Origin of the sequence: Rossellomorea aquimaris, from assembly GCF_003315075.1 — a bacterium.
In the GTDB taxonomy this organism is placed as follows: Bacteria; Bacillota; Bacilli; order Bacillales; family Bacillaceae_B; genus Rossellomorea; species Rossellomorea aquimaris_C.
The window spans coordinates 99,182-112,413 of the sequence record NZ_QNRJ01000006.1 but is presented as its reverse complement, the minus strand read 5'-3'; the positions used below and the strand labels follow the sequence as shown (position 1 = coordinate 112,413).

Annotated in this window: 10 protein-coding genes; 9 read left to right on the top strand and 1 reads right to left on the bottom strand. The window is 41.7% G+C overall.

The genetic code is table 11. The annotated features are described in order from the left end of the window. The first annotated feature begins 29 nt into the window (after positions 1-29). From tig to DET59_RS09955, 8 genes are all read left to right on the top strand, one after another. Positions 30-1,316 (top strand): trigger factor, encoded by a 1,287-nt coding sequence (tig, locus tag DET59_RS09990; RefSeq protein WP_113969531.1) that lies wholly within the window; start codon positions 30-32, stop codon positions 1,314-1,316. Positions 1,317-1,873: 557 nt separating this feature from the next. Next, positions 1,874-3,145 carry an ATP-dependent protease ATP-binding subunit ClpX gene (gene clpX, locus DET59_RS09985; protein WP_113969530.1) on the top strand — a complete coding sequence of 424 codons (1,272 nt, stop codon included), beginning with the start codon at positions 1,874-1,876 and terminating at the stop codon, positions 3,143-3,145. A gap of 458 nt (positions 3,146-3,603) precedes the next feature. After that, positions 3,604-5,262, top strand: a complete 1,659-nt coding sequence (lonB, locus tag DET59_RS09980; RefSeq protein WP_113969529.1) for an ATP-dependent protease LonB — start codon at positions 3,604-3,606, stop codon at positions 5,260-5,262. A 170-nt stretch (positions 5,263-5,432) separates the two neighbouring features. After that, positions 5,433-7,757 (top strand): endopeptidase La, encoded by a 2,325-nt coding sequence (lon, locus tag DET59_RS09975; RefSeq protein WP_113969528.1) that lies wholly within the window; start codon positions 5,433-5,435, stop codon positions 7,755-7,757. Beyond that, positions 7,754-8,338, top strand: coding sequence for a ribosome biogenesis GTP-binding protein YihA/YsxC (gene yihA, locus DET59_RS09970; RefSeq protein ID WP_113969527.1), 585 nt, complete (start codon positions 7,754-7,756; stop codon positions 8,336-8,338). Before lon ends, yihA begins: the two co-directional genes overlap by 4 nt. A 329-nt stretch (positions 8,339-8,667) precedes the next feature. After that, entirely contained in the window at positions 8,668-9,450 is a 783-nt protein-coding gene (locus DET59_RS09965) for a transporter substrate-binding domain-containing protein (protein ID WP_113969526.1), read from the top strand. A gap of 85 nt (positions 9,451-9,535) precedes the next feature. Continuing rightward, complete coding sequence (locus DET59_RS09960) at positions 9,536-10,183, top strand: amino acid ABC transporter permease (protein ID WP_113969525.1); 648 nt, start codon at positions 9,536-9,538, stop codon at positions 10,181-10,183. A 34-nt stretch (positions 10,184-10,217) separates the two neighbouring features. Then, positions 10,218-10,940 carry an amino acid ABC transporter ATP-binding protein gene (locus DET59_RS09955; RefSeq protein ID WP_181778124.1) on the top strand — a complete coding sequence of 241 codons (723 nt, stop codon included), beginning with the start codon at positions 10,218-10,220 and terminating at the stop codon, positions 10,938-10,940. A 57-nt stretch (positions 10,941-10,997) separates the two neighbouring features. On the opposite strand, the gene DET59_RS09950 is transcribed toward DET59_RS09955, so the two are convergent. Next, on the bottom strand, positions 10,998-11,486 hold the full coding sequence (locus tag DET59_RS09950) for a LiaI-LiaF-like domain-containing protein (RefSeq protein WP_113969524.1): 489 nt from the start codon (positions 11,484-11,486) through the stop codon (positions 10,998-11,000). 378 nt (positions 11,487-11,864) lie between these two features. On the opposite strand from DET59_RS09950, the gene hemA reads away from it, so the two are divergent. Further along, positions 11,865-13,217, top strand: coding sequence for a glutamyl-tRNA reductase (gene hemA / locus DET59_RS09940; RefSeq protein WP_113969522.1), 1,353 nt, complete (start codon positions 11,865-11,867; stop codon positions 13,215-13,217). The last annotated feature ends 15 nt before the right edge of the window (positions 13,218-13,232 follow it).

Genomic DNA, 13,232 nt, shown 5'->3' with positions numbered 1-13,232 from the left:
ATCAATTATAGATTGTTGGAGGGAACAGTATGTCTGCAAAATGGGAAAAGCAAGAAGGAAACCAAGGAGTACTTACAATTGAAGTTGAAGCTGCAAAAGTAAACGAAGGTTTGGACGCAGCATTCAAAAAGGTTGTAAAACAAGTTAACGTACCAGGATTCCGTAAAGGGAAAATGCCTCGCGGAATGTTCGAAAAACGTTTTGGTGTTGAATCACTTTACCAAGATGCATTAGATTTCATCTTACCTGAAGCATATGCGAAAGCAATCGAAGAAACGGGAATCGATCCAATCGACCGTCCGGAAATCGATGTTGAGCAAATGGAAAAAGGCAAAGATCTGATCTTCACTGCTACAGTACAAGTGAAACCAGAAGTGAAACTTGGTGAATACAAAGGTCTTGAAGTAGAAAAAATGGAAACAGAAGTAACAGCTGAAGATGTAGAAGCTGAACTTACTTCACTTCAAGAAAAACAAGCTGAGCTAGCTGTAAAAGAAGAAGGAAAAGCTGAAGAAGGCGACACTGTAACAATGGATTTCGAAGGATTCGTTGACGGTGAAGCATTCGAAGGCGGCCAAGCTGAAAACTATTCTCTTGAATTAGGTTCAGGTCAATTCATCCCAGGTTTCGAAGAGCAATTAATCGGGGTTGCATCTGGAGAAGAGAAAGAAGTTGAAGTTAACTTCCCTGAAGAATACCATGCAGCGGAACTTGCTGGTAAGCCTGCTACATTCAAAGTGAAAGTTCACGAAATCAAAGCGAAAGAACTTCCGGCATTAGATGACGAGTTCGCTAAAGACGCTGACGAAGAAGTTGAAACACTTGCTGAACTAAAAGAAAAAATCGAAAAACGTCTTCAAGAGTCTAAAAAGAACGAAGCTGAAACAGCCGTTCGTGAAACTCTTGTAAATAAAGCTTCTGACAATGCTGAAGTTGAAATTCCAGAAGTAATGGTTACAGCTGAAGTAGACCGCATGATGCAGGAATTCGAACAACGTCTACAAATGCAGGGGATGAACCTTGACCTTTACTTCCAATTCTCTGGTCAATCAGAAGAAGATCTTAAAGGTCAAATGAAAGAAGATGCTGGTAAACGCGTTCGCACAAACCTTACACTGGAAGCAATCGCTGCAGCTGAAAACCTTGAAGTAACCGACGAAGAAGCAGAAGAAGAAGTAAATAAAATGGCTGAACAATACAACATGTCTGCTGACAACATCAAACAAGCTCTAGGCGGCCTTGACACACTTAAAGCTGACCTTAAAGTACGTAAAGCAGTAGAATTCCTTGTTGAAAACAGCAAAACTGTAGCATAATAAAAATAGCAAACAAGGCGCGATTCATTCGTGCCTTGTTTTGTACAATGAAGCGGATATACCCCGTGATTTGGCTCATTCGTGAGAAACGGATGTTTCTCACGCTTTTCAGCTTTGCTGAAAAGTAGCCATAATCATCAAAAGCGAAAGAGCAAACGAGTTTGCTCTATCGCTTTTGATGATTATGGCGTAAATGAGCCAAATCACTAAGCTTCACTTAATAAGTTTTAATTGTTTTATCAAACAAGAATAAGAACCACTTTTTTTGGAAAAAGCTTATTAAACGGGGTTGCATTATTTTTCACCAGGAACATACATAATTAGATTTCTTACATTACCTGACTTCAATTGGACAAGATACTAACTAGCAATGTAAAATATTTGCTAAAATGCGTGTTACATAATAAGATGATTCTTAAGAATCGTATCAATTTCTTTACGAACATATAATATGATAAAATGCAGTACATAACTTTAGGTAATGGGATGTAAGAAATCGTTCGTTTATTGAAAACAGAGCACGATTTTATGAAGTTTTAACTAAGGGGTGAAAATCATTGTTTAAATTTAATGATGAAAAAGGACAACTAAAATGTTCTTTTTGCGGAAAAACACAAGACCAAGTTCGTAAACTAGTCGCTGGACCAGGTGTATACATCTGTGATGAATGTATCGAACTTTGCACAGAGATCGTAGAAGAAGAGCTTGGTACGGAAGAAGAAGTAGAATTTAAAGACGTTCCGAAACCTCGTGAAATTCGGGAAATACTGGACGAATACGTAATTGGTCAGGACCAGGCAAAGAAATCCCTGGCTGTAGCTGTATACAACCACTACAAGCGTATCAACTCAAGCAGTAAAGTCGATGACGTTGAACTGTCCAAGAGTAATATTGCGATGATCGGGCCGACAGGTAGCGGTAAAACATTACTGGCTCAAACACTTGCTCGTATTCTTAACGTTCCTTTCGCCATTGCGGACGCCACTTCACTAACTGAAGCTGGTTACGTAGGGGAAGACGTAGAGAATATTCTATTGAAATTGATCCAGGCAGCTGATTACGATGTTGAAAAAGCTGAAAAAGGTATCATCTACATCGATGAAATCGATAAAGTAGCACGTAAATCTGAAAATCCATCCATCACTAGAGACGTTTCAGGTGAAGGTGTTCAGCAGGCACTTCTGAAAATTCTTGAAGGTACGGTAGCAAGCGTTCCCCCTCAGGGTGGTCGTAAGCATCCTCATCAGGAATTCATCCAAATCGATACGTCCAATGTACTATTCATTTGTGGTGGAGCATTCGATGGAATCGAACAAATCATTAAACGCCGTCTAGGTCAAAAGGTGATTGGTTTCGGTTCTGATCCTAAAAACGCAGAAGTTAAAGAAGATAAATCCCTTCTTTCTAAAGTTGTACCTGAAGATCTATTGAAGTTTGGATTGATTCCAGAATTCATCGGTCGTTTACCTGTGATTTCAAGCCTTGAGCCTCTTGATGAAGAAGCACTTGTTGAAATCCTGACAAAACCAAAAAATGCGCTAGTGAAACAATATCAAAAAATGCTTGAACTAGATGATGTCGAGCTTGAGTTCACTGAAGATGCCCTGCTTGAAATCTCTAAAAAAGCAATCGAGCGTAAAACGGGTGCCCGCGGACTACGTTCTATCATCGAAACGATGATGCTGGATGTAATGTTCGATCTTCCTTCCCGTGATGATATTAAAAAATGTATCATTACAAAAGAAACCATCCTAGAAGATGCGGCGCCACACCTAATGCTCGAAGATGGAACCATGATCGACCCGAACGAAGAAAAAACATCAGCCTAACAGCTTAAAGTAAAGCCAAGAATGATCCTTCATTCTTGGCTTTTTTAATGAAACAAAAAGCGTGAGTATATATTGAACAGAAAGAAAAAAAAGATAGCGATTTGATGAAGTGGTGGAAAAGAATCATTAATGGTAATTTAAAAAAACTTTTTAAATTAGCTTTTAATATACTCAAATTGAATACTACATAGTTGATTGTAGCGGAAGGTGCTCGACTCCTGCGGGAATAGCGGGAAAGTTGAGACCCCACAGGGCAAAGCCCGAGGAGGCTCAACTCACGCCCCGCGGAAAGCGAGCACCTGGAGCGGAAATCAACCATTACATGCTTAGTAGCTTTTAGAAATTGCCCCCATATTTCTTATTTTTACTCATTTTAGAACCAGATTTTTTTTGTTTATTCCCACAAGGTCAAGGAGATACTAACCGATAACAACTTGTATCTACTTGGAGGGAGACGAATGAGCTTTACTAGCATCGCCTTGTTTATCCAATTATTCTTCGGAATCATCATTGGATTGTACTTCTGGAACCTATTGAAAAATCAGCGAACGCAAAAAGTTTCCATTGATCGTGAATCAAAAAAAGAAATGGAAGAGTTACGAAAGATGAGATCCATTTCATTAACTGAACCTCTTGCAGAAAAAGTAAGACCATCAAGCTTTGAAGATATTGTTGGCCAGGAAGATGGAATTAAAGCCTTGAAAGCAGCCTTATGCAGTCCGAACCCTCAGCATGTGATCATCTATGGTCCGCCCGGAGTCGGGAAAACCGCAGCTGCCCGCCTGGTCCTGGAAGAAGCCAAGAAGAATATAAAATCTCCTTTTAAACCTGCCGCTGTCTTTGTTGAACTGGATGCCACAACCGCACGTTTCGATGAACGGGGAATTGCCGATCCTTTGATTGGGTCTGTTCATGATCCCATCTATCAAGGAGCGGGAGCCATGGGACAAGCGGGGATTCCCCAGCCGAAGCAAGGGGCTGTAACAAATGCCCATGGAGGAGTATTGTTCATTGATGAAATAGGAGAATTGCATCCTATCCAAATGAATAAGTTATTAAAAGTACTGGAAGATCGCAGAGTGTTTCTTGAAAGTGCCTATTATAATGAAGAAAATCATCAAATCCCCACCCACATACATGATATATTCAAAAATGGCCTTCCGGCAGATTTCCGTTTAATCGGTGCGACCACCCGTACCCCCAGTGAAATTCCGCCTGCCATCCGCTCGAGATGTATGGAAGTTTTCTTTAGAGAGCTTGAGCATGATGAAGTGAAAAAAGTCGCTGCCAGAGCCGTTGAAAAAGTGGAGATGGCTATTAGTGACAAGGGTCTTGAAACGCTTGCCTCCTATGCCCGTAATGGACGTGAAGCGGTTAATATGGTCCAGATTGCGGCTGGAGTGGCCATTACAGAAAACAGAAAAGAAATCTTTGATCATGAACTGGAGTGGATCATCCAGTCCAGTCAGCTTTCTCCCCGCTATCAGAAAAAAATCAATGAACGAGCAACAATCGGCCTGGTAAATGGGTTAGCCGTCACAGGCCCTAATACGGGTTCACTACTCGAGATTGAAGTAACGGTGATCCCGGCAACGGATAAAGGACTGATCAATGTGACGGGAATAGTGGAAGAAGAAAGCATTGGGGATCGCAGTAAATCAGTCCGAAGAAAAAGCATGGCGAAAGGCTCCATCGAAAATGTGATTACGGTGCTTCGTTCCATGGGAGTACCAGCTGATCAATATGATATCCATGTGAACTTTCCTGGTGGAGTCCCTGTAGACGGACCTTCTGCCGGAATCGCTATGGCACTTGGCATCTACTCTGCCATTTACCGTATCCCAGTGAAACATACCATTGCTGTTACCGGTGAGATCAGTATCCACGGTCTCGTTAAACCAGTCGGAGGCGTGGCCGCGAAGGTGAAGGGTGCGAAATTGGCTGGTGCCACAATAGCGATCATCCCTTATGATAATCAGCAAGCCATGTTAAGTGAAATCGAGGGAATTGAAGTGATTCCTGTGAAACAGCTTAAAGAAGTATTGGATCTTGCTCTTATGAAGGAAACGCCACAGCAAACGGATCTCATAACAGAACAAAATAAGAAAAGTGTATAGACTGTTGACCGATTCGGGTCTATCCGAATCGGTTTGTTTTTGAATGGAAGAGAAATGGAATAAGCGGTAATGAGATTGAATAAAGTTGTAAATACCTATTTAATAGACACTACCTAGTAAATAAGTTAGAATTGTACAAAGACTTAGAGCAAAATTCGGAGGTGTTATATGTGGCAAATCAAAATAATTTAACGGTTCCCCTCCTTCCATTAAGAGGCTTACTTGTGTATCCAACAATGGTCTTACATTTAGATGTTGGACGTGAGCGCTCCGTACAAGCTTTAGAAAAAGCAATGATGGATGATCATTTAATTTTCTTAACCACTCAAAGAGATATGAATATAGATGAGCCAGCACAAGAAGATTTTTACGAAATGGGAACTCTTACAAAGGTAAAGCAGATGCTTAAATTACCGAATGGAACGATCAGAGTTCTGGTTGAAGGTTTAAACAGGGCGTCTATTGAAACATTTACTGAGCAAAAAGACTTTTATGAAGTGGAAATCAAGGAATTCAAAGATTCCGAAGTGAAAGAATCAGAAACAGACGCTTTAATGAGGACGTTATTGAATTATTTCGAACAATACATAAAGCTATCCAAAAAAGTTTCAGCAGAAACGTATTCCACTGTTTCAGACATTGAAGAGCCGGGTAGACTGGCGGATATCGTCGCCTCCCATCTTCCGTTGAAAATGAAAGAAAAGCAAAACGTTCTTGAAACACTGGATATTAAGAAGCGGCTCCAAATGGTGATCGAGACCATCAACAATGAAAAAGAAGTACTTAGCCTTGAGAAGAAAATCGGGCAGCGTGTGAAGCGTTCCATGGAAAGAACCCAAAAAGAGTACTATTTACGGGAGCAAATGAAAGCCATTCAAAAAGAATTAGGCGACAAAGAAGGAAAAACCGGTGAGATTGAAGATTTAACGTCTAAGATTGAACAAGCTGATATGCCGGAGGACGTAGAAAGAACCGTATTGAAAGAGTTAGCGCGCTATGAGAAAGTGCCATCAAGCTCTGCTGAAAGCTCTGTTATCCGAAATTACATTGAATGGCTTGTATCCCTGCCTTGGTCGACGGAAACAGAAGATCAATTGGATATCAAGCGTTCTGAACAGATCTTAAATCGGGATCACTATGGCCTTGAAAAGGTAAAAGAGAGAGTGCTTGAATACTTGGCTGTTCAACAGTTAACTCGATCCCTTAAAGGACCTATCCTGTGTCTTGCCGGACCACCGGGTGTCGGGAAAACCAGCTTAGCCCGCTCCGTGGCTGAATCACTGGGTCGAAACTTTGTCCGGATTTCCCTTGGAGGCGTTCGGGATGAATCTGAGATCAGAGGTCACAGACGTACGTATGTGGGTGCGATGCCTGGAAGAATCATTCGTGGCATGAAAAAAGCAGGTACCATCAACCCTGTCTTCCTCCTTGATGAAATTGACAAAATGTCAAGTGACTTCAGAGGTGATCCTTCTTCTGCCATGCTCGAAGTACTTGATCCAGAGCAGAACTCGAACTTCAGTGATCACTATATTGAAGAAACGTATGATTTATCGAAGGTCATGTTCATCGCAACGGCGAATGATTTATCGACCATTCCAGGACCACTCCGAGACAGAATGGAGATCATTACGATTGCAGGTTATACAGAGCTTGAAAAATTAAATATCGCGAAGCATCATTTATTAGATAAGCAGATCAAAGATCATGGCTTGAACAAATCGAAGCTTCAAGTCAGGGATGAAGCGATTGTCGATATTGTTCGCTATTACACAAGAGAGGCAGGGGTGAGAAGTTTAGAACGCCACCTTGCAGCCCTTTGTAGAAAAACGGCGAAGATCATTGTCTCTGGTGAGAAGAAGCGAGTCGTGATTACGTCCAGTAATATTGAAGAGTTCCTGGGGAAGAAAAAGTTCCGTTATGGTCAAGCAGAAATAGAAAACCAAATTGGAGTTTCAACAGGTCTTGCTTACACGACCGTTGGCGGAGATACTTTGCAGATCGAGGTATCTTTAGCCCCTGGTAAAGGAAAGCTTGTACTGACAGGTAAATTGGGTGATGTCATGAAGGAATCCGCTCAGACGGCATTTAGTTATGTTCGTTCGAAAGCGAAAGACCTTGGGATCGACGAGTCATTCCACGAGAAACATGACATTCACATCCACGTTCCTGAAGGAGCAGTCCCGAAAGACGGTCCTTCAGCAGGGATTACCATTACGACGGCACTCGTATCCGCACTGACAGGTAAATACGTCAATCGTGAAGTAGGAATGACAGGTGAAATGACTCTGAGAGGAAGAGTACTTCCAATCGGAGGAGTGAAAGAAAAAACATTAAGCGCTCATCGTGCCGGAATTAAAACGATTATCCTTCCGAAAGATAATGAAAAGGATATTGACGATATTCCTGAGAGTGTAAGGGGAGAATTAACGTTCATCCTTGTAGCCCATATCGATGAAGTCTTAGAGAAAGCATTAGTAGGTGAAAAGAAGTGAAAGTAAATCAAGTTGAGTTAGTCATCAGTGCAGTCAGGCCTGAACAATATCCTGGCGATATCCTTCCCGAGTTTGCCTTAGCGGGACGCTCGAACGTAGGGAAATCCTCATTCATCAATAAAATGATCGGTCGTAAGAGCATGGCAAGGATATCATCCAAGCCGGGTAAAACCCAGACGCTGAACTTCTATAAAATAGAAGAAACCCTCTATTATGTGGACGTACCTGGATATGGTTTTGCCAAAGTATCCAAAACAGAACGGGAAGCATGGGGGAAGATGATTGAAACCTACATCACTTCCCGTGAACAGCTAAGGGCGGTTATCCTGATCGTGGACTTGCGTCATGCACCGACCAATGATGATGTCATGATGTATGATTTCCTCAAACATCATGGGCTTCCATGCATCGTCATCGCCACCAAAGCGGATAAGATCCCGAAAGGCAAATGGCAGAAGCACCTTAAAGTAACAAGAGAAACACTGAATATGGACAGTGAAGACGACCTCATCATGTTCTCTTCCGAAACAGGCCTTGGAAAAGACAAAGCCTGGGACGCCATCAAGTCTTACTATAAATAAGCTTAAAAGAACCGATTTCCGCATATGTGGAGATCGGTTCTTTTTTATGACTAAGTAATGACAGCACCACTATAGCTTAAAAGTAGTATAAAAGAGGGTCTACTGAAGTCCGTATAAGGTTTATTGGCCTATAATGTTAAAGCATATGAAAGGAAATAAAAGGATAGGGACGCATATGTACCTGTAACCGAGCTGAATCCGCTTCATCCACTAAAATGGATAATTATAAGCTGTGGAAGCTATATTTGAATTTTGAGAATTTTCTCTTTTGTTGATAAAATTATGAAAGATTAAAAATATTACAAGCTACATAAGGGGGACTCTAACCAGTGAAGAATTGGAAAAGCCTAGTCTTGTTAGTCATTTCTGTGCTTCTTCTATCAGCCTGCGGCGACAAAGCCACAACGGAAAATGGTGCGAAGTTAGTGGAGGAAGGCAAATTCATTTATGCAGCTTCAGGTGAATTTAAGCCATTCAGTGTAACAAATAATGATGGAACCATGTCAGGTTTCGATATTGAAGTGGCAGAAGCCGTTGCGAAAGAAATGGGTCTAGAACCTGAACAGAAGAAATTTAAGTTTGCAGGAATTGTAGAAGGAGTGAAATCCGGTCGTTTTGATGCGGCGGTTGCCAGCCATACGATCACGGATGAACGCTTGAAGGAAGTAGACTTCTCGACTCCTTATTATTATTCCGGTCCGCAGATTTTCGTTCGTTCGGACAGTACTGTAGAAACGCTTGATGACCTGGAAGGAATGGAGATTGCCGTTTCCAAGGGATCTACTTATGCAGAGACTGCCCAGGGTGTAACGGATAATGTTCAACAATATGATAGTGACGTAGTCGCATTAGAAGCATTAAATAAAGGCAAGCACGATGCCGTTATCACCGACTTCATTACAGGGAAAGAAGCGATCGCTGCAGGATTGAACATCGAAGCACGTGAGCTGATCGGCCGCAGTGAGCAAGCCATCGCTGTAAGCAAAGAGAACGAAGCGTTACTGGATGAAGTCAATAAAGCTTTAGAAACATTAAGAGAAGACGGAACGCTGAAGAAAATCAGTGAAAAGTATTTCAATACAGACATCACATCAGATCCCGAGAAAGAGTAAAAGCAGCATGACACAGAGCGAATGTGCTTCTATGCGCATTCGCTTTTTGTCTTAATGGGGATATAACTTGAACGGAGGGAAGTTCATGCACTTTTTAGAAACCTTTGCCGGTACATATGATGTTTTTCTTAAAGGGATGTTGTTAACATTCCAATTAACCTTTGTTTCTGTCCTGATTGCGATTGTGATTGGGTTGTTTTTCGCTTTCCTTAAGATTTCAGGGATCAAGCCTTTGTCCCTGATTGCGGATTTATACATTTTCGTTGTAAGGGGTACACCATTAATCGTTCAGATCTTCATCTTCTATTTCGGATTGACTTCACTGAATATCTCAGGCTTCTGGTCTGTCGTGATGGGTCTTGCCTTTCATAATGGGGCTTATATCGCAGAGATTTTCCGTGGTGCCATTCAATCCATTGATAAAGGACAGATGGAAGCGGGGCGGTCCCTGGGGATGTCTCTTGGATTGTCCATGAGAAGGATCATTTTACCCCAGGCATTCAGACGGGCCCTGCCGCCACTGGGTAATCAGTTCATCATTGCATTAAAGGATTCATCTCTTGCATCATTCATAGGGATGTTCGAATTGTTCAGTGTGGCAACGACGCTTGGTTCCAACAATTTCGATTACATGACCTACCTGCTCGTTGTAGCGATTTATTATCTGGTTCTGGTACTGGTATTCTCAACGATTGTCAATATCATAGAAAAACGGATGTCGGTTAGTGATTAATAATGAAGAGGGAGGGATGAGTGTGAGTCAGGAAATGATTAAAGTTGAAAAATTAAATAAATCCTTTGGTGATTTACATGTATTGAAGGACATTGATATCAGCGTAAAGGAAAGTGACGTGGTTTGCCTCATTGGAGCCAGTGGATCAGGGAAGAGTACATTGCTCCGCTGCTTAAACTTCCTGGAGCTGAAAGACAATGGAAGGGTTGTCATCGAGGGCGATGAAGTCAACCAGGATACACATGATTTAAATAAAATCCGTCAAAAAGTAGGGATGGTGTTTCAACATTTCTACCTTTTCCCTCACAAAACGGTCCTGGAAAATGTGATGGAAGCACCTGTTTACGTAAAAGGTGTGAAGAAGGCCCAAGCAAAAAAGGATGCGAAAGAATTATTAAAAAAGGTGGGACTTGGGGATAAGGAAAATGTCTATCCATCCAAGCTATCCGGAGGACAGAAACAGCGTGTGGCCATTGCAAGGGCACTTGCCATGAAGCCTGAAATCATGCTCTTCGATGAACCTACCTCAGCACTGGACCCTGAATTGGTCGGAGAGGTTTTGGCTACCATGAAGGAGCTTGCTTTAGAGGGGATGACGATGGTCGTCGTGACCCATGAAATGGGGTTTGCCCGCGAGGTAGCCGATTGGGTCGTGTATATGCACGATGGCAGGATCGTGGAAGTGGGACCTCCCCAGGAATTATTCAACGCTCCAAAAGAGCAGCGGACAAGAGAATTTCTGGATTCAGTTCTATAATCGTCCGTACAAAAAGCCCGGAGTGAATTCCGGGCTTTTATTATGGATTAAATAGAATTATTTTTTCTTTATAAACAATAAGTAGACGCCGATACCAATAACGATAATCGGCCAAAATTCCCAGGCAGTCTCCACATTACCTCCAATGAAGCCAAACCATCCCACCACTTTATCATAGAATAAGAGAATGATAGACAGGGTTAAAAAAAGCACTCCTTGAAATAGCCCTGCTCTCGTTTTCTGATACCTGAGGAGAAAACCCAAGGCAATGATCAGAATGAATGTACCCATGTGGTCCGGCCAGATTTCCAGTTTGTTGACAACGTGAAAATGGAGACCGAATCCAACGAGGATCGTCCCCGGTAATATGGCTTCATAATCTCTCCCTCCATATCCCTGTCCGAGAAAGGCCAGTCCAACAATCATCAATAATGTCGGCCATGTGAAAAACTCCTGAAACAGGACAATGTTCGCTTGCTGTAAGTAAAAGTATGCTCCGAACCCGATCAAAATCATTCCTGGGAAAATTCTTTGTTGTTGTCTCATTCTCTTCCTCCCGTATCTTTTATAGTAAATGTTTTAAATACTGTTTTTTCAGGGAAAATAATACATAATACTAAAGATAAGCCCAAACCTTTCCATTACTTGATTCTTTAAGCTTGTTTTGGTACCCTACATTAGTAGGGAATGTCGAAATATAAAAGATTTTTTTAGAATTGAAAATGCTTTCATGTTCATTCTTTATGAATCTTAAATGTATATGATGAATTGAATGTTTTGCAAGTACCGGAAGAAGCATGCCTTCTTACCTTTATAAATGTATCATACTTAGGTTTCAATTTCTGTTCACATTTACGGGACAGGAGCTTTTTAGGACATGTTATAATAAGAGTAATGATTTTAGTTGGGGGTGTAGTGCATAGCATGTATACAATAGTCGTTGGTTTGAATTACAAAACGGCCCCTGTTGAGATTCGTGAGCGTTTATCATTCAATGAAACGGATCTTCCTTTAGCTATGAAGGCTTTAAAGGAAAAGAAGAGCATTCTGGAAAATGTGATTGTTTCTACATGTAATAGAACGGAAGTCTATGCAGTAGTGGATCAGCTTCATACAGGTCGTTATTATATTAAAGATTTCTTATCTCAATGGTTCGATATAGATAAAGAGGAGTTCACGCCATATCTGTTCATTTATGAACAAGAAGGAGCAGTCGAACACCTTTTTAAAGTTGCGTGCGGATTGAATTCTATGGTGTTGGGGGAAACCCAGATCCTCGGACAAATTCGTTCAAGCTTCCTGAGTGCACAGGAGTCAGGAGCGACTGGTACAGTATTCAATCATCTGTTCAAGCAGGCAGTGACGGTAGCCAAAAAGGGTCACTCTGAAACAGATATTGGTTCCAATGCTGTGTCTGTCAGCTATGCTGCCGTTGAATTAGCTAAAAAAGTATTCGGAAGCCTGGAGGGTAAGCATGTTCTTATTCTTGGTGCCGGTAAAATGGGAGAACTTGCGATCCAAAACCTTCATGGCAGCGGAGCCACTAAAGTGACGGTCATTAATCGTACGTACGAAAAGGCTCAAACCTTGGCAGAACGTTTCAGTGGGAATGCAAAAACACTGAAGGAGCTTCAATGTGCCCTTGTAGAGGCTGATATTATGATCAGTTCCACCGGTGCAAAGGATTTTGTCATCACTAAAGAGATGATGTCACATGTGGAAAGCATGAGAAAGGGTCGCCCTCTTTTCATGGTGGACATTGCGGTACCTCGTGACCTGGATCCTTCCATCGGAGAATTAGAAAGTGTTTTCCTTTATGATATCGACGATTTAGAAGGCATCGTTCAGGCGAACCTGGCTGAGCGTAAGAAAGCCGCTGAGGAAATCGAAATCATGATTGAAGCTGAAATTGTAGCGTTTAAAGAGTGGTTGAATATGCTTGGTGTTGTTCCGGTTATTTCAGCACTGCGACAAAAAGCACTCTCTATCCAAGCTGAAACGATGGAAAGCATCGAACGGAAAATGCCTGACTTAACGGATCGTGAGCGAAAAGTGTTAAATAAGCATACGAAGAGTATCATCAATCAGTTGTTGAAGGATCCGATCCTTCAAGCGAAGGAATTCGCCGGACTTCCTGATGCTGAAGATAAACTGGATTTATTCATCAATATCTTTAATATTGAACAACAAGTGCAAGAGCAGAAACAAGTGAAAGCAGCCAATGAAAAGACTGAGAGCGATCTTAAGCTTGTACCACAACCTTCTTTTCAAGCATAAGTGAGGTTATTGTCT

Coding starts and splice junctions, on each gene's coding strand:
- hemA (WP_113969522.1), top strand. CDS start 11,865: ATGTATACAATAGTCGTTGGTTTGAATTACAAAACGGCCCCTGTTGAG.
- lonB (WP_113969529.1), top strand. CDS start 3,604: ATGAGCTTTACTAGCATCGCCTTGTTTATCCAATTATTCTTCGGAATC.
- DET59_RS09955 (WP_181778124.1), top strand. CDS start 10,218: ATGATTAAAGTTGAAAAATTAAATAAATCCTTTGGTGATTTACATGTA.
- DET59_RS09960 (WP_113969525.1), top strand. CDS start 9,536: ATGCACTTTTTAGAAACCTTTGCCGGTACATATGATGTTTTTCTTAAA.
- DET59_RS09950 (WP_113969524.1), bottom strand. CDS start 11,486: ATGAGACAACAACAAAGAATTTTCCCAGGAATGATTTTGATCGGGTTC.
- tig (WP_113969531.1), top strand. CDS start 30: ATGTCTGCAAAATGGGAAAAGCAAGAAGGAAACCAAGGAGTACTTACA.